The sequence below is a fragment of the Citrobacter sp. B72 genome (assembly GCF_016894305.1).
Lineage (GTDB): Bacteria > Pseudomonadota > Gammaproteobacteria > Enterobacterales > Enterobacteriaceae > Citrobacter > Citrobacter portucalensis.
Genome location: NZ_CP069801.1, coordinates 1,667,160 through 1,684,871 on the forward strand (window position 1 = coordinate 1,667,160; position 17,712 = coordinate 1,684,871).

At 53.7% G+C, this 17,712-nt stretch carries 16 protein-coding genes; 14 read left to right on the forward strand and 2 right to left on the reverse strand.

Going from position 1 to position 17,712, the window contains the following annotated elements:
- The first annotated feature begins 378 nt into the window (after positions 1–378).
- The 6 genes from JQN59_RS07845 to mgtE all read left to right on the forward strand — a co-directional run bounded on the left by JQN59_RS07845 (position 379) and on the right by mgtE (position 7,717).
- Positions 379–1,494 (forward strand): porin OmpC, encoded by a 1,116-nt coding sequence (locus JQN59_RS07845; protein WP_048215883.1) that lies wholly within the window; start codon positions 379–381, stop codon positions 1,492–1,494.
- 114 nt (positions 1,495–1,608) lie between these two features.
- On the forward strand, positions 1,609–2,661 hold the full coding sequence (apbE, locus tag JQN59_RS07850) for an FAD:protein FMN transferase ApbE (protein WP_149607660.1): 1,053 nt from the start codon (positions 1,609–1,611) through the stop codon (positions 2,659–2,661).
- 79 nt (positions 2,662–2,740) lie between these two features.
- Positions 2,741–3,805 carry a bifunctional DNA-binding transcriptional regulator/O6-methylguanine-DNA methyltransferase Ada gene (gene ada, locus JQN59_RS07855; protein WP_149607659.1) on the forward strand — a complete coding sequence of 355 codons (1,065 nt, stop codon included), beginning with the start codon at positions 2,741–2,743 and terminating at the stop codon, positions 3,803–3,805.
- Positions 3,805–4,455, forward strand: a complete 651-nt coding sequence (gene alkB, locus JQN59_RS07860; protein ID WP_048224665.1) for a DNA oxidative demethylase AlkB — start codon at positions 3,805–3,807, stop codon at positions 4,453–4,455. Before ada ends, alkB begins: the two co-directional genes overlap by 1 nt.
- 75 nt (positions 4,456–4,530) lie before the next feature.
- Positions 4,531–6,174 carry a multidrug ABC transporter permease/ATP-binding protein gene (locus JQN59_RS07865; RefSeq protein WP_003834645.1) on the forward strand — a complete coding sequence of 548 codons (1,644 nt, stop codon included), beginning with the start codon at positions 4,531–4,533 and terminating at the stop codon, positions 6,172–6,174.
- Between the two features lie 106 nt (positions 6,175–6,280).
- Entirely contained in the window at positions 6,281–7,717 is a 1,437-nt protein-coding gene (gene mgtE, locus JQN59_RS07870; RefSeq protein WP_008785304.1) for a magnesium transporter, read from the forward strand.
- Here the strand turns inward: mgtE and JQN59_RS07875 are convergent.
- Complete coding sequence (locus JQN59_RS07875; protein WP_048236386.1) at positions 7,680–8,927, reverse strand: SulP family inorganic anion transporter; 1,248 nt, start codon at positions 8,925–8,927, stop codon at positions 7,680–7,682. The two genes, mgtE and JQN59_RS07875, sit on opposite strands and share 38 nt — an antisense overlap.
- A 278-nt stretch (positions 8,928–9,205) precedes the next feature.
- Here JQN59_RS07875 and mqo point away from each other — a divergent pair, with 278 nt between their 5' ends.
- Positions 9,206–10,867, forward strand: a complete 1,662-nt coding sequence (gene mqo / locus JQN59_RS07880; protein WP_003834639.1) for a malate dehydrogenase (quinone) — start codon at positions 9,206–9,208, stop codon at positions 10,865–10,867.
- Positions 10,868–10,963: 96 nt separating this feature from the next.
- On the opposite strand, the gene eco is transcribed toward mqo, so the two are convergent.
- Entirely contained in the window at positions 10,964–11,461 is a 498-nt protein-coding gene (gene eco / locus JQN59_RS07885; protein WP_048216405.1) for a serine protease inhibitor ecotin, read from the reverse strand.
- A 413-nt stretch (positions 11,462–11,874) separates the two neighbouring features.
- Here eco and napF point away from each other — a divergent pair, with 413 nt between their 5' ends.
- The 7 genes from napF to napC are packed head-to-tail and all read left to right on the forward strand — an operon-like array spanning position 11,875 to position 17,712.
- The gene (gene napF / locus JQN59_RS07890) at positions 11,875–12,366 is read left to right on the forward strand and encodes a ferredoxin-type protein NapF (protein WP_003027564.1); all 492 of its coding nucleotides are present in this window, start codon (positions 11,875–11,877) and stop codon (positions 12,364–12,366) included.
- Complete coding sequence (gene napD / locus JQN59_RS07895) at positions 12,356–12,619, forward strand: chaperone NapD (protein WP_003027560.1); 264 nt, start codon at positions 12,356–12,358, stop codon at positions 12,617–12,619. Before napF ends, napD begins: the two co-directional genes overlap by 11 nt.
- Positions 12,616–15,102 carry a nitrate reductase catalytic subunit NapA gene (gene napA / locus JQN59_RS07900; protein WP_008785300.1) on the forward strand — a complete coding sequence of 829 codons (2,487 nt, stop codon included), beginning with the start codon at positions 12,616–12,618 and terminating at the stop codon, positions 15,100–15,102. The genes napD and napA overlap by 4 nt, the downstream gene beginning before the upstream one ends.
- 6 nt (positions 15,103–15,108) lie before the next feature.
- Complete coding sequence (gene napG, locus JQN59_RS07905) at positions 15,109–15,804, forward strand: ferredoxin-type protein NapG (RefSeq protein WP_003834629.1); 696 nt, start codon at positions 15,109–15,111, stop codon at positions 15,802–15,804.
- Positions 15,791–16,654 carry a quinol dehydrogenase ferredoxin subunit NapH gene (gene napH / locus JQN59_RS07910; protein ID WP_003027552.1) on the forward strand — a complete coding sequence of 288 codons (864 nt, stop codon included), beginning with the start codon at positions 15,791–15,793 and terminating at the stop codon, positions 16,652–16,654. The genes napG and napH overlap by 14 nt, the downstream gene beginning before the upstream one ends.
- On the forward strand, positions 16,651–17,100 hold the full coding sequence (gene napB / locus JQN59_RS07915; protein WP_048215889.1) for a nitrate reductase cytochrome c-type subunit: 450 nt from the start codon (positions 16,651–16,653) through the stop codon (positions 17,098–17,100). The genes napH and napB overlap by 4 nt, the downstream gene beginning before the upstream one ends.
- 9 nt (positions 17,101–17,109) lie before the next feature.
- The gene (gene napC, locus JQN59_RS07920) at positions 17,110–17,712 is read left to right on the forward strand and encodes a cytochrome c-type protein NapC (RefSeq protein ID WP_003027548.1); all 603 of its coding nucleotides are present in this window, start codon (positions 17,110–17,112) and stop codon (positions 17,710–17,712) included.

A 17,712-nucleotide genomic window follows, 5' to 3' on the forward strand; every position in this document is an offset into this window, starting at 1 on the left:
ACATTCATAAATGAATGACGGTAATAAATAAAGTTAATGATGATAGCGGGTCTATTTTAGTTGCGAGTGAAGATTTTGTTTTGTCATTCAGTGCTATAAGATTTTTTTGTGTAATACATTGATTTTAAAGAGTATTGAAATGATTCTTGATTATTTGTGCTTATTCCGACTGTTTTTTGATTTTAAAAAAGTTCCCTAACATTAACATTTGGAAATATCTATGCCGATAAATGAAACACCTTAAAAGTTTTAGTATCATATTCGTGTTGGATTATTCTGTGTTTTTGCGGAGAATGAAGTTGCCGACTGGTTAATGACCTTAATCAGTATGCAGTGGCATAAAAAAGCAATAAAGGCATATAACAGAGGGTTAATAACATGAAAGTTAAAGTACTGTCCCTCCTGGTACCAGCACTGCTGGTAGCAGGCGCAGCGAATGCGGCTGAAATTTATAACAAAGACGGCAACAAATTAGATCTGTACGGTAAAGTCGATGGTCTGCACTATTTCTCCGACAACAAAGGTGATGATGGCGACAAGACTTACATGCGTATCGGCTTCAAAGGCGAAACTCAGGTTAACGACCAACTGACCGGTTACGGCCAGTGGGAATACCAGATTCAGGGTAATGCGGCTGAAAGTGAAAACAACGCCTGGACCCGTGTAGCGTTTGCGGGTCTGAAATTCGCTGACGTAGGTTCTTTCGACTACGGTCGTAACTACGGCGTAGTTTACGACGTAACGTCCTGGACCGACGTCCTGCCGGAATTCGGCGGCGATACTTACGGTGCTGACAACTTCATGCAGCAGCGTGGTAACGGCTTCGCGACCTACCGTAACACCGACTTCTTCGGTTTGGTTGATGGCCTGAACTTTGCCATTCAGTATCAGGGTAAAAACGGTAGCGTAAGCGGCGAAGACGAGAACGGCAGAACGTTCACTGGCGTGACCAACAACGGTCGTGACGCGCTGCGTCAAAACGGCGACGGCGTTGGCGGATCTATCACTTATGATATCGGTGAAGGCTTCGCACTGGGTACTGCTGTCACCAGCTCCAAACGTACTGACGAGCAGAACCGTTTGAACTTCGGTACTGGCGACCGTGCTGAAACCTACACTGGTGGTCTGAAATACGACGCGAACAACGTGTACCTGGCAGCACAGTACACCCAGACCTACAACGCAACGCGTGCAGGCTCCCTGGGCTGGGCTAACAAAGCACAGAACTTCGAAGCCGTTGCTCAGTACCAGTTCGACTTCGGTCTGCGTCCGTCCGTGGCTTACCTGCAGTCCAAAGGTAAAGACCTGGGCCGCGGCTATGGCGACGAAGATATCCTGAAATATGTTGATGTTGGCGCGACTTACTACTTCAACAAAAACATGTCCACCTATGTTGATTACAAAATCAACCTGCTGGATGACAACCAGTTCACTCGTGATGCTGGCATCAGCACCGATGACATCGTAGCACTGGGCCTGGTTTACCAGTTCTAATCTACATTATGTCTATCAAAGGCCCTGCGGGGCCTTTTTTAATGCCGTTTTTTCGCCGTACAAACAACGATTTTTGGTGTACTCTTGCGCCCGTTCGCATGAGGATAATTACGTATGGAAATGAATTTTTATCGCGCAGCACTGCTGGCTGTGACGATCTTTTTTGTCGGGTGCGATGAGGCCCCGAAACCTGCTCAGACCACAACACCTGCCATCGTTCTGGAAGGTAAAACGATGGGCACTTTCTGGCGGGTCAGCGCGGTAGGCGTAGATACCAAACGCGCCAGGGAACTGCAGGCCAAGATCCAGACCCAGCTTGATGCCGATGATCAACTGCTCTCCACCTATAAAGACGATTCTGCGTTAATGCGCTTTAACCTGTCGAAAAGTCTGTCGCCGTGGCCGGTTAACGACGCCATGGCGGATATCGTGACTTCGGCGCTACGCATTGGTGCAAAAACCGATGGGGCCATGGATATCACCGTGGGGCCGTTAGTCAACCTGTGGGGATTTGGCCCGGATCAGCAACCGTTGCATATTCCCACCCAAGGGCAAATTGACGCTGCAAAAGCGCAAACCGGGCTTTCTCATCTGAAAGTCGTGAATGAAGCGCATCAGAACTACCTGCAAAAAGACTTGCCGGATCTGTATGTGGATCTCTCTACCGTTGGTGAAGGGTACGCCGCCGATCATCTGGCTCGATTGATGGAGCAAGAAGGGATCGCCCGTTATCTGGTTTCCGTTGGTGGTGCACTGAACAGCAGAGGAATGAATGCTGAAGGGCATCCGTGGCGAGTGGCGATCCAGAAACCGACCGATCGCGAAAACGCTGTGCAGGCGATTGTCGACATTAACGGGCACGGCATTAGCACCTCCGGCAGCTACCGGAACTATTATGAGCTGGACGGTAAGCGCCTTTCCCATGTTATCGACCCGCAAACCGGTCGCCCGATCGAACATAATTTGGTGTCCGTAACGGTGATTGCGCCAACGGCGCTGGAGGCCGATGGCTGGGATACCGGATTGATGGTGCTCGGCCCGGAAAAGGCCAAAGAAGTCGTGCGTCGTGAAGGGTTGGCGGTCTATATGATTGTGAAAGAGGGCGAGGGGTTTAAAACCTGGATGTCGCCGCAGTTTAATAGCTTTCTGGTCAGCGAAAAAAATTAAAAAGCAAGATTGCGGGTTTTTATGCCCGACGATGGGGACACACTGAGGCTAAGCGCTATGCTTAACAAAGGAGTCCGAAATGAAAAATCGTTTACACATCACTGACGATGACCGTTGGCAGTCCGTTGTGGATCGCGACGTTAACGCCGACGGTCAGTTTGTTTTTGCCGTCCAGACCACCGGTATTTTCTGCCGTCCGTCCTGTCGGGCAAAACATGCGCTGCGCAAAAATGTCCGTTTTTTCGCCGATGCCCAGCAGGCACAGGATGCCGGGTTTCGCCCCTGTAAGCGCTGCCAGCCGGATAAAGACAGCGCGCAACAGCATCGGCTGGACAAAATTGCCCGCGCCTGTCAGTTGTTGGAGCAAGAGTCACCTCTTACGCTGGACGAGCTGGCACAGCAGGTGGCAATGAGCCCGTATCACTTGCATCGTCTGTTCAAAGCCACGACGGGCATGACCCCGAAAGTGTGGCAACAATCATGGCGTGCTCGCCGTCTGCGCGATGCCCTGGCGAAAGGTGTTCCGGTTACACAGGCGATTCTCAACGCCGGATTCCCCGACAGCAGCAGCTACTATCGCAAAGCCGATCAAGCATTAGGCATGACGGCAAAGCAATTTCGTAAAGGTGGCGACAACGTTTCTGTACGCTATACCCTCGCAGATTGCGCTCTGGGTCGCTGTCTGGTGGCGGAAAGCGAGCGGGGTATCTGCGCGATCTTGCTTGGCGATGATGACGCTACGTTGGTTGCGGATCTTCATGCGCTGTTTCCCGCCGCGCAGGATGTCACTGCAGATGCCAATTTTCAGCAGCGCGTGCGCGAAGTGATTGTAGCGATTAATTCGCGTGACGCGTCGCTATCGCTACCCCTGGATATCCGGGGCACCGCATTTCAGCAGCAAGTGTGGCAGGCGCTGCGCACAATTCCGTGCGGCGAAACAGTGAGCTACCAACAGCTGGCCAGCGCCATCGGCAAACCGAAGGCGGTGCGCGCGGTGGCCAGTGCCTGTGGGGCCAACAAACTGGCGATTGTTATCCCGTGTCACCGGGTGATCCGTGGCGATGGCGCACTTTCGGGCTACCGATGGGGTATTGCGCGCAAGGCGCAGCTACTGCAACGGGAAGCTACTGGCGAGGAAACATAATGCTCGATCTCTTTGCGGATGCGAAACCCTGGCAGGAGCCGCTGGCGTCAGGTGCGGTTATTCTGCGACGTTTCGCTTTTGACTCTGCGCCCTCTTTACTGCAGGCGATAGCGGCTGTCGCCAGACAGTCGCCGTTTCGCCAGATGGTGACGCCCGGCGGCTATACGATGTCGGTGGCGATGACCAACTGCGGCCATCTGGGCTGGACGACGGATCAGCATGGCTATCTTTATTCTCCGTTTGATCCACTCACCGGCACGCACTGGCCGCCGCTGCCGGATGCGTTCGCTGATCTGTGCCAACAGGCGGCGACGGCGGCGGGCTATGCTGATTTTCAACCCGATGCCTGCCTGATTAACCGCTACACGCCAGGGGCAAAACTGTCCTTACATCAGGATAAAGACGAGCCCGACCTGCGGGCGCCAATTGTCTCTGTATCGCTGGGGCTACCAGCCATCTTTCAATTTGGCGGCTTGCGCCGTAATGACCCTTTAAAGCGTTTACTGCTGGAACACGGCGATGTCGTGGTGTGGGGCGGTAATTCGCGGCTGTTTTATCATGGGATCCAGCCGCTTAAGACGGGCTATCATCCGTTGACCGGAGACTGTCGTTACAATCTGACTTTTCGCCAGGCAGGTAAAAAAGAATAAAAATAAGAATTATTATTGCTGTCAGCGAAGAGATGTTTAAACTGCGGGCTGTTATTACTTGTCCGGGTTGTGTGCATGGAACTTTTACTTCTTGTCTGGCGGCAGTATCGCTGGCCATTTATCAGCGTGATGGCGCTCAGCCTCGCCAGCGCCGCGTTGGGGATTGGGCTGATTGCGTTTATCAACCAGCGCTTGATCGAAACGGTCGACACCACGCTGATGGTGCTACCGGAGTTTCTTGGCCTGCTGCTGTTGTTGATGGTTGTCACCCTCGGTTCTCAGCTGGCGTTGACCACGCTGGGTCACCACTTTGTCTACCGCCTGCGTAGCGAATTTATCAAACGAATTCTGGATACTCACGTCGAGCGTATTGAACAGCTTGGCAGCGCCTCGTTGCTGGCCGGTTTAACCAGTGATATCCGCAACATCACCATCGCCTTTGTTCGTCTGCCTGAGCTGGTGCAGGGGATTATCCTGACCATAGGATCGGCGGCGTATCTGGCGATGCTGTCGACCAAAATGCTACTGGTAACGGCAATCTGGATGGCAATCACCATCTGGGGCGGATTTGTGCTGGTGGCGCGGGTGTATAAACACATGGCCACCTTGCGCGAAACTGAAGACAAGTTGTACAACGATTATCAGACGGTGCTGGAAGGGCGCAAAGAGCTGACGCTTAACCGCGAGCGCGCCGAGCATATCTTTAATCAGATGTACGTCCCGGATGCCAAAGAGTATCGCCACCACATTATCCGTGCCGATACCTTCCACCTGAGCGCGGTTAACTGGTCGAACATTATGATGCTGGGTGCCATTGGCCTGGTGTTCTGGATGGCTAACAGTCTGGGATGGGCTGATACCGCCGTGGCAGCGACCTATTCTCTGACGCTGTTATTCCTGCGAACACCGTTGCTCTCTGCCGTTGGCGCGCTGCCGACGCTGCTTACCGCGCAGGTGGCGTTCAACAAGCTGAATAAATTCGCACTGGCACCTTTTAAGGCCGAATTCCCACGCCCAACCGCGTTTCCCAACTGGCAAACGCTGGAGCTGCGCAACGTGGTTTTCCACTATCAGGATAATGCGTTTTCCGTGGGGCCGGTGAATCTGACGATTCATCGCGGTGAACTGATCTTTCTGATTGGCGGTAACGGTAGCGGGAAATCTACGCTGGCGATGTTACTGACCGGTCTGTACCAGCCGCAGTCAGGCGAAATATTGCTTGATGGTAAGGCCGTTGCCGTTGAAAAACCGGAAGACTACCGCAAGCTCTTCTCCGCCGTGTTTACCGACGTCTGGCTGTTCGACAAACTGCTGGGGCCGGAAGGTAAAGAGGCTAATCCGCAGCTGGTCGCGAAGTGGCTGGAACATCTGAAGATGGGTCATAAGCTGGAGCTGAGCGATGGTCGTATCCTCAATCTGAAGCTGTCGAAAGGGCAGAAGAAACGCGTGGCACTGCTGCTGGCCCTGGCGGAGGAGCGCGACATCATTCTGCTGGACGAATGGGCCGCCGATCAGGATCCCCATTTCCGCCGGGAGTTCTATCAGGTGCTATTGCCTTTGATGCAGGAAATGGGGAAAACCATTTTCGCCATCAGCCACGACGATCACTATTTTATTCACGCCGATCGTCTACTGGAAATGCGTAACGGACAGTTGAGTGAACTGTTGGGCGATGAACGTGACGCCGCCTCGCGCGACGCGGTGGCTCGCACAGCCTGATCCTTCAGTGCCGCCGGTTTTTTAGCCACCCGGCGGCACTGTTTATTGTTATTTACATAAATCGGCATCATGATTAATGATATTTCATATCATGGATTTATGATTAATGTCCGTAATAAACAAAAACAGCGCCAGACTGCGTGATGAAGAGCGTGCGCGCCTCATCTGGCTGCTGACCACTGATAAAGCCATTATATCAACGCTGTTGGGCAAGCTTACCCTGGCTGAGCAATATGACGTCGGTACGTTAGCCGACGATATTGCTGAGGTAGGGGCGCTGGTGGCCCACCTGCCACCGCCTGACCTCGCCGATACCCTCGAAGCTTTGCCCTCTGAAGAGCGCCACGCCCTGTGGCGACTGGTCGAAAATGAAAAGCGCGGTAACGTCTTGCTTGAGGCGTCTGAAAACGTCTGGGACGACCTGATCGATGAGATGAGCGACCGCGAGCTGCTGGATGCGCTGCAATATCTCGATATCGATGAACAGATTTACCTGGTGCAGCATTTGCCTCGTAACCTTACCGGTCGTCTGCTGGCGACGTTACCGGCAGAGGAGCGGACGCGCGTCCGCCAGGTGCTGCACTACGAGAAAAATAGCGTCGGCGCGATCATGGAGTTCGAGGTCATCACTGTGCGTCCGGACGTGACGCTGGAAGTGGTGCAACGCTACCTGCGGCGGCTGGGGAAAATGCCGGAGAATACCGATAAACTTTTCGTGACCGATCGCAATAAAGTGCTGGTTGGCGAACTGACGCTAACCTGCATTTTACTCAATGATGTGCAGCGAAAAGTCAGCGAGGTGATGGAAGATGACCCGCTCACCTTTTCTCCTGAAGATATCGCCGAAAACGCTGCGCGTACCTTCGAACGCGACAACCTGGTCAGCGCCGCGGTGGTTGACCCTTCCGGTAAACTGATGGGCCGTTTAACCATCGATGAGATCGTCGACGTTGTCTATGAAGAAACCGACACCGATCTGCGTCGAATGGGGGGCTTAAGCGCCGAAGAGGACGTGTTTGCGCCTGTTACCAAAGCGGTAAAAACCCGCTGGGCGTGGTTGGCCGTTAACCTCTGTACCGCCTTTATCGCCTCGCGGGTGATCGACGGTTTTGAACATACGATTTCGCAACTGGTGGCGCTGGCCTCGTTGATGCCGATTGTGGCGGGTATCGGCGGCAATACCGGGAATCAAACTATCACTATGATCGTCCGCGCGCTGGCGCTGCAAAATATTCAGCCGGGGAACCTGACGTTTCTCATCCTGCGCGAGATGGGCGTGGCGCTAATCAACGGCCTCGTGTGGGGCGGGATTATGGGCGGCATTACCTGGTGGCTGTACGATGATATGGCGCTCGGTGGTGTGATGACTCTGGCGATGATGCTCAATCTGCTGATGGCGGCGTTGATGGGGGTTATCATTCCGATGACGATGGTGAAGCTCGGGCGCGACCCGGCGGTCGGCTCGAGCGTCATGATAACCGCTATCACTGATACTGGTGGTTTCTTTATTTTTCTCGGTCTGGCAACGCTGTTTCTGATGTAGTCGCCCGTTTGCGTCTGACGATACGCGGTAGAATAAGCATCGTCATCACCCCGGCAACCACGCCAATCGCCAGGTTGCCGGTAGAAACCGTGGCAGCGACGGTCACCAGCATCACCAGCGTTTCAGTGACGGGGAGTTTCGTCAGCGTGGCGGGCTGGATGCTGTGCCAACTGAAGGTTTTTACCGCCACAATCACCATAATACCTGCCAGCACCGACATGGGTATTTCTGCCATCACTTCGCTTAACCCTGTGACTAACAGGAGTAATACCAGTCCGGCGGCAACCGTCGAGACGCGGCTGCGTCCTTTGCCCATCTCGACGTTAACGATGGTTTGACCAATCATCGCGCACCCGGCGATGCCGCCATAAAATCCGGCCAGAATATTGGCTATCCCCAGCCCGGCACTCTCGCGATTTTTATTCGACGGCGTCACCGTCAGGTCATCCACCAGACGGGCGGTTAACAGCGATTCCATCAAACCAACAAAAGCGATGCTCAGCGCGCAGGGCCAGATAATCGCCAGCGTGTGCAGGTTGAGCGGTACGAGTAACTGCGTTAATCCTGGCAGACCGCCGCTCATTGAACCTTCATCACCGACGGTCGGTAACAGTTGCCCGCTGGTGACAGTGAACACGGTCAGCAGCACGATGGCGATAAGCGGTGCGGGAATTGCTTTAATAAACCGCGGAACCCACAGCACAATCAGCAGCGTCAGGACAAACAACCCCCAGATGAGCGGGCTTTTGCCCCAGAAATGCGGGACCTGGGCAAAGAAAATCAATATACCCAGCGCGTTAACAAAGCCGGTCATCACGGCCGTAGGGATGAATCGCATCAGACGTGCCATTCCCAATACACCAAACAGGATCTGAATCATCCCGGCCAGCACCACTGCAGGCAGGATGTATTGCACGCCGTGTTGATGCACCATCGGACCAATCACCAGCGCGACCGATCCTGCAGCGGCGGTAACCATTGCGGGACGACCGCCTAAAAAAGACATCGCCAGGCACAGTACGACGGAGGCGATCAGACTGACTTTAGGATCAACGCCTGCGATCACGGAAAACGAGATTACTTCCGGGATCAGCGCCAGGGCGGTTACCACACCGGCCAGCGTTTCGCGCACCAGCAGACGGGGTTGGCGGAGCACGGCGCGGGTCGTGTGTTCCGAGACTGTGGCAGAGGAATGTTGAGTTGCAGACATAGTTACACTCAGGTCAAAAATGGCCTGATACAGCAGACCGACAGGCATCCGTGCGGTGAATAGCAAAGCGCAGCATAGTACCCGTCAGATGGACCGGTTTCCAGAAATGATTGTCAATAACCGCATAAGCTATCAACGTATTAATAACATTTTTAAAAATTAAATATAATTTATAAACTTTATTTAATTATTTTTACTTAAGTGTTACCGTTGGTGCCGCTCGATTTTCACCTGCATTAAAAGCAAAAAAGCGATACTAAAAGTAAGGCATTAACATTATGAAAAAAGTGACTGCCATGCTCTTCACCATGGCCGTTGGGCTGAATGTTGTCTCGATGGCGGCAAAAGCGAAAGCGGCGGAAGAGCAGGAAACGGATGTACTGTTGATTGGCGGCGGCATCATGAGCGCCACGCTGGGAACCTATTTACAGGAGCTGGAGCCGCAATGGTCAATGACCATGGTTGAGCGACTGGATGGTGTAGCGCAGGAAAGCTCAAACGGCTGGAATAACGCCGGAACCGGCCACTCCGCACTGATGGAGCTGAACTACACGCCTAAAAAGGCCGACGGTAGCATCAGCATTGAAAAGGCAGTCGAAATTAACGAAGCCTTCCAGATTTCCCGCCAGTTTTGGGCCTATCAGGTCAATAATGGCGTAATGCATGAACCACGCTCGTTTATCACCACCGTTCCGCACATGAGTTTTGTCTGGGGTGACGAGAACGTGAACTTCCTGCGTGCCCGTTACACCGCACTGCAGCAGAGCACGCTGTTCCGTGGTATGCGCTATTCAGAAGACCACGCGCAGATCAAAGAGTGGGCGCCGCTGGTCATGGAAGGTCGCGATCCGCAGCAGAAAGTCGCGGCAACGCGTACCGAGATTGGTACTGACGTGAACTACGGCGAAATCACCCGCCAACTGATTACCTCATTGCAGAAAAAGCCCAACTTTGCGCTGCAGTTGAGCACCGAAGTGCGTGGCTTTAAGCGTAATGCCGATAATAGCTGGACGGTCACGGTCGCCGATCTGAAAAATAACGAAGCGGAACACGATATCAAGGCGAAATTTGTCTTTATCGGTGCCGGTGGCGCTGCGCTGAAGCTGTTGCAGGAAACCGACATTCCGGAAGCGAAAGGCTATGCCGGATTCCCGGTGGGCGGGCAGTTCCTGGTTGCAGAAAATCCGGATGTGGTCAATCGCCACCTGGCGAAAGTGTACGGTCAGGCCTCCGTTGGCGCGCCGCCGATGTCTGTACCGCATATCGACACCCGTATCCTTGATGGCAAGCGCGTTGTGCTGTTTGGGCCATTCGCGACATTCTCCACCAAGTTCCTGAAGAATGGTTCATTGTGGGATCTGCTCAGCTCGACCACCACCTCAAACTTTATGCCGATGGTCAACGTGGGTCTGGATAACTTCGATCTGGTGAAATATCTGGTGAGCCAGGTGATGCTCAGCGACGACGACCGTTTTGCTGCGCTGCAAGAGTACTATCCGCAGGCGAAAAAAGAAGACTGGCGTTTATGGCAGGCTGGCCAGCGTGTGCAGATCATCAAAAGCGATGCGGAGAAGGGCGGCGTGCTGCGTCTGGGCACTGAAGTCGTCAGCGATAAAGAAGGCACGATTGCAGCGCTGCTGGGAGCTTCTCCGGGCGCATCAACCGCGGCACCGATCATGCTGCATCTGATGGAAAAAGTGTTTAAAGATAAAGTAGCCAGCCCCGAGTGGCAGGCGAAGCTGAAAACCATTATTCCGTCTTATGGTACTAAGCTGAACGGTAACGTTGAGGCTACGGAACAAGAGCTGCAGTACACCAGTGAGGTTCTGGGTCTGAAATATGACAAGCCGCAGGTTGCTGATGAAGCGCCGAAACCACAGCTGAAACCTCAGGCACAACCTCAGCCTGAACAGAAAGCCGTCGCGGATATCGCGCTGTAAAATAAAATGCCGGATGGCGCTGCTGCGCTTATCCGGCATTGTTTATGCGTCTGTAGGCCGGATAAGGCGGTACGCTGCCATCCGGCACATTCTCACTTAGCGCGCGACTGCGTCCTGAATTTTGTCTTCCGCTTTCCAGATACGGTATTTAACGTCCACGTTTTCCGGGGTATAGACCACAATCGGCAACTTGCTGTTGTAACGCAGCATGCCGTCATCACCCAGATGCGCAGTAATGAATTTCTTCTCTTTCTTACCGTCCGGGCAGGCCATCATGGTTGAAACCGGAGACGTAACTTTGTCAAAGACATAGTAGTCATATCCCCAACCCTCCAGCGTTTTGCTGTCCAGTTCTCCGCCCAGGCGGTGTTGGTTACAGTCAACTTCCAGCGTTTGTCCGATCAGCAGTTCTACTTTCAGAGTAGATTCATCTTTCTCAGGGGTAAGCTGGATAACCTGGCGCTTCATACCCTTTTCCGCCTTGGGATAAGGGGCGACTTTTTCCAGCGGCTGAGCGGCGGTATCGTTACTGGCAGCCCATGCAGAGGTGCTGGCAAAGGCGGCGAAAAGTACGGCAGGGACAATTGTCTTCATCTTATTGTTCACAGTGTTTCCTTTCTTCTGTCTTATGAACGAGTCTGTAGCAGGTTAACATATTTGGATAATCTATTAATCTGGATTTACTTATATTTAAAGTGTATTAGGTAGAATTTCGTTGCCATGGTAGCGATATATCCTAGGAATTATCCTAATATTGAGATCTTTGTCTTTTTGAGTAAGTCGTTATATATATTGTTATATAACTCATTGAAATGTGAGCAAAAGCGCATTTTTTCCCGCCAACTCAACACTCCTTTGATCCGGCAACAGCATTTACCCCAATTGGGGTATGCACCTCTAACACATCCTGAAATATCTTACGGCTAAAAATAACTACTCATAAATAGTGCAGTTTTTTATGTCGTTCAACCCGCCGAGGGAGGGCGTCATTATGGAAGGACAATGTCATGGTTGATTTATCCCGTCGAGGCATGTTGACAGGCAGTTGGCGAAACGCCAGCGCAGGGATTCGTCCGCCGTGGAGCAAGGAAGACTCTCACTTTCTGGCCCATTGCCTCCGTTGTGACGCCTGCATCCAGGCGTGCGAAACCGACATCCTGCAGCGAGGCCAGGGTGGTTACCCGAGCGTAAATTTCAAACACGGCGAGTGCAGCTTTTGCTATGCCTGCGCAGAAGCCTGTCCCGAATCACTTTTTCTTCCGCGCCACACCAGGGCATGGGATCTGAATTTTACGATTGGGGAAAACTGTCTCGCACATCAGTCCGTTGAATGTCACCGCTGTCAGGATAGCTGTGAGCCCATGGCAATAACCTTTCGCCCCACGCTTTCCGGCATTTATCAGCCGCAGCTCGACAATCAGGACTGTAACGGATGTGGCGCCTGTGTCGCTATCTGCCCGGTATCAGCCATTAACGCGGAGTACAACCATGGACAATAACTGGCAGGTCTGCAGCCTGGTCGTTCAGGCCAAAAGCCAGCATATCAACGATATCGCCACACAGTTGCGTTCCTTTCCCGGTTGCGAAGTTGCACTCAGCGATGTGGAAAGTGGTCAGTTGATTGTGGTGGTGGAAGCTGAGCAAAGTGAAACGCTAATGAAAACAATTGAGTCAGTACGCAACGTTGCGGGCGTACTGGCGGTGTCGCTGGTTTATCACCAGCAGGATGAGCAAGGTGAGGAAACACCATGAAACTCAGTCGTCGTAGCTTTATGAAAGCTAACGCCGTTGCGGCCGCTGCGGCGGCTGCCGGGTTAAGCGTGCCGGGCGTTGCCCGCGCGGTAGTCGGTCAGCAAGAAGCCATCAAATGGGACAAAGCCCCGTGCCGTTTTTGCGGGACGGGCTGTGGCGTATTGGTCGGAACGCAGCAAGGGCGTGTTGTGGCATGCCAGGGCGATCCGGATGCGCCGGTTAACCGTGGGCTTAACTGCATCAAAGGTTACTTCCTGCCGAAAATCATGTACGGAAAAGACCGTTTAACGCAGCCGATGCTGCGCATGAAAGACGGCAAGTATCACAAAGAAGGCGAGTTCACCCCGATTAGCTGGGACCAGGCCTTTGACGTGATGGAAGAGAAATTCAAAACGTCGATGAAAGAGAAAGGCCCGGAGTCTATCGGTATGTTCGGCTCTGGCCAGTGGACGATTTGGGAAGGTTATGCCGCTGCCAAATTGTTTAAAGCGGGTTTCCGTTCCAATAACATCGACCCGAACGCACGTCACTGCATGGCCTCAGCGGTAGTCGGTTTTATGCGTACCTTCGGTATGGATGAACCGATGGGCTGCTATGACGATATCGAACATGCGGATGCCTTCGTCCTGTGGGGCGCGAATATGGCAGAGATGCACCCGATCCTGTGGTCGCGCATCACCAACCGTCGTCTGTCCGATCCTAATGTTAACGTCGCGGTTCTTTCCACCTTCCAGCACCGCAGCTTTGAGCTGGCGGATAACGGTATGGTCTTCACGCCGCAAACCGATCTGGTGATCCTCAACTACATCGCGAACTACATTATTCAAAACAATGCGATTAACCAGGATTTCTTTAGCAAGCACGTTAACCTGCGTAAAGGCGTGACGGACATCGGCTACGGTCTGCGTCCAACCCATCCGCTGGAAAAAGCGGCGAAAAACCCGGGATCCGATGCTTCTGAACCGATGAGCTTTGAGGATTACAAAGCCTTCGTTGCTGAGTACACGCTGGATAAAACCGCCGAAATGACCGGTGTGCCGAAAGATCAGCTGGAACAGCTGGCGCAGCTGTATGCCGATCCGAAGAAAAAAGTCATCTCCTACTGGACGATGGGCTTTAACCAGCACACCCGCGGCGTGTGGGCCAACAACCTGGTCTATAACCTGCACTTGCTGACTGGCAAAATCTCCCAGCCAGGCTGCGGCCCGTTCTCTCTGACCGGCCAGCCTTCAGCGTGCGGCACCGCGCGTGAAGTCGGTACGTTCTCCCACCGTCTGCCTGCGGACATGGTGGTAACGAACGAAAAACACCGCGATATCTGTGAGAAGCACTGGAATATTCCGTCAGGGACCATTCCGGCAAAAGTTGGTCTGCACGCCGTGGCGCAAGACCGCGCGCTGAAAGATGGCAAGCTCAATGTCTACTGGGCGATGTGTACTAACAACATGCAGGCCGGTCCGAACATCAACGAAGAGCGTATGCCGGGCTGGCGCGATCCGCGTAACTTCATCATCGTCTCCGATCCGTACCCGACGATCAGCGCCCTGTCGGCTGACCTGATCCTGCCGACCGCGATGTGGGTAGAGAAAGAAGGCGCCTACGGGAACGCGGAACGCCGTACACAGTTCTGGCGTCAGCAAATTAAAGCGCCGGGCGAATCGAAATCGGATCTGTGGCAACTGGTGCAATTCTCTCGTCGCTTCAAAACAGAAGAAGTATGGCCGGAAGAGCTGCTGGCACAAAAACCGGAACTGCGCGGTAAAACGCTGTATGACGTGCTGTTTGCTACGCCAGCAGTAACGAAATTCCCAGTGACTGAACTGGCTGAAGATCAACTGAACGATGAATCCCGCGAGCTGGGCTTCTATCTGCAAAAAGGCTTGTTCGAAGAGTACGCCTGGTTTGGCCGCGGTCACGGGCACGATCTTGCGCCATTTGACGATTACCACAAAGCGCGCGGTTTACGCTGGCCGGTCGTTGAGGGTAAAGAGACCCAGTGGCGCTACAGCGAAGGCAACGACCCTTACGTGAAAGCAGGTGAAAGCTACAAGTTCTACGGTAAACCGGACGGTAAAGCGGTTATCTTCGCGCTGCCATTTGAGCCTGCTGCTGAAGCGCCGGATAAAGAATATGACCTGTGGCTGTCTACCGGACGTGTGCTGGAACACTGGCATACCGGCAGTATGACGCGTCGTGTGCCTGAACTGCACCGTGCTTTCCCGGAAGCCGTGCTGTTTATCCACCCGCTGGATGCAAAAGCACGCGATCTGCGCCGTGGCGATAAGGTCAAAGTGATTTCCCGTCGTGGCGAAGTGATTTCGATTGTTGAAACACGCGGTCGTAACCGTCCGCCGCAGGGGCTGGTGTACATGCCGTTCTTCGATGCCGCACAGCTGGTGAACAACCTGACGCTGGATGCGACGGATCCGCTCTCCAAAGAGACGGATTTCAAGAAGTGCGCCGTGAAACTGGCGAAGGTGTAACGCGTTATGTCCCGGTCAGCAAAACCCCAAAATGGCCGCCGCCGCTTTCTGCGCGATATGGTTCGCGCAGCGGGCGGGCTGGCCGTCGTTGGCGTGGCGCTGGGGTTGCAACAACAAACCGCACGCGCAACCGGCGTGCGGTTGCGCCCGCCAGGTGCACTGAGCGAGGAGGCATTCGCCAGCGCCTGCGTACGTTGTGGTCAGTGCGTTCAGGCATGTCCCTATGACACGCTGAAGCTGGCAACGCTGGCCTCCGGGCTGGCGGCCGGTACGCCATATTTTGTCGCCCGTGATATTCCCTGCGAAATGTGTGAGGACATTCCGTGTGCCAAAGTCTGCCCGAGCGGCGCGTTGGACAGGGAAATTGAATCCATTGACGATTCGCGTATGGGGCTGGCGGTACTGCTGGATCACGAAAACTGCCTCAACTATCAGGGATTACGCTGCGACGTTTGCTATCGCGAGTGCCCGAAAATTGATGAGGCGATCACCCTGGAGCTGGACCGCAACATGCGTACCGGCAAGCATGCGCGGTTTATTCCGACCGTGCACAGCGATGCCTGTACCGGCTGTGGGAAATGCGAAAAAGTCTGCGTACTGGAACAGCCAGCAATAAAAGTGCTGCCGCTGTCGCTGGCGAAAGGGGAGTTAGGACACCATTACCGCTTCGGTTGGCTGGAGGGGAACAATGGCAAATCGTAAACGTGATGCGGGGCGTGAAGCGCAGGCAAAAAAAGGATGGTGGAAGAGTCATCGCTGGCTGCTGCTGCGTCGTTTGAGTCAGTTTCTGATACTGGCGATGTTCCTCAGCGGCCCGTGGCTTGGCGTGTGGATCCTGCATGGCAACTACAGTAGCAGCCTGTTGCTGGACGCTATCCCGTTCACCGATCCGCTGATTACTCTGCAAAGCCTGGCCAGCGGGCATCTGCCGGCGACGGTGGCGTTAACGGGAGCAGCTATCATCACGGTGCTGTATGCCCTGGCCGGTAAGCGGCTGTTTTGTAGCTGGGTTTGTCCCATGAACCCGGTTACCGATTTAGCCAGTTGGTTGCGCAGAAGGTTTGACCTGAATCAGTCCGCAACTCTGCCGCGCCATATACGGTACGTCCTGCTGGTGGTTATCCTGGTCGGTTCCGCCTTGACCGGTACGCTGTTGTGGGAGTGGATAAATCCAGTCTCTCTGCTTGGACGGAGCCTGGTAATGGGATTCGGTAGCGGAGCGTTGCTGATCCTCGCGCTGTTTTTATTTGATTTACTGGTCGTTGAGCATGGCTGGTGCGGGCATCTTTGCCCACTGGGTGCGCTGTATAGCGTGGTGGGAAGCAAAGGGGCATTAACCGTTTCGGCAAAAGAACGTAACAGATGTAACCGCTGTATGGATTGTTTTCATGTTTGCCCGGAACCGCATGTGTTACGTGCGCCGGTGCTGGATGAGCAAAGTCCGGTGCAGGTAACCAGCCGCGATTGCATGGCCTGCGGTCGCTGCGTGGATGTCTGTTCTGAGGATGTTTTTACAATAACAACACGATGGAGTTCGGGAGCGAAATCATGAAAAGCCATGACCTGATTAAGACGCTGTGTCAATGGACGGCCCTGCTTGCCCTGGTCGTCAGTGGGGCCGTTTGGGCTGCAAATGGAGTGGATCTGAGCCAGTCACCGGAAGTCTCAGGAACACAAGAAGGGGCGATTCGCATGCCGAAAGAGCAAGAGCGCATGCCGCTGAACTATGTGAATCAGCCGCCGATGATTCCGCATAGCGTTGAAGGGTATCAGGTGACGACTAACACTAACCGCTGCCTGCAATGCCACGGTGTGGAAAGCTATCGCACCACCGGTGCGCCGCGCATCAGTCCGACGCACTTTATGGACAGCGACGGCAAGGTATTGGCTGAAGTTGCGCCGCGTCGTTATTTCTGCCTGCAATGTCACGTTCCGCAGGCTGACGCCGCGCCGATTGTTGAAAATACCTTCACCCCCTCGAAAGGTTACGGGAAATAAGAGGTCATTATGGAAAATTCTAACCGTAAACCAGGCTGGATTAAGCGCGTCTGGCAATGGTGGCGTCGCCCCAGCCGTCTGGCGCTCGGCACGCTGTTGTTAATCGGCTTTGTGGGCGGCATTATTTTCTGGGGCGGCTTTAATACCGGTATGGAAAAGGCCAATACAGAAGAGTTCTGCATTAGCTGTCACGAAATGCGCAATACGGTATACCAGGAATACATGGAAACCGTACACTACAACAACCGCAGTGGTGTGCGAGCGACTTGCCCTGATTGCCACGTCCCGCATGAGTGGGGCCCGAAAATGATTCGTAAGATCAAGGCCAGTAAAGAGCTGTACGCGAAAGCACTGGGGTTGATAGATACACCGCAGAAATTTGAAGACCATCGTCTGACGATGGCGCAAAATGAGTGGCGGCGTATGAAAGATAATAATTCGCAAGAGTGCCGAAACTGTCACAACTTCGAGTTTATGGATTTAACCGCCCAGAAAGGTGTTGCGGCCAAAATGCACGACCAGGCCGTGAAAGACGGGCAAACCTGTATTGACTGTCATAAAGGGATAGCGCACAAACTGCCTGATATGCGCGAAGTCAAACCGGGCTTTTAA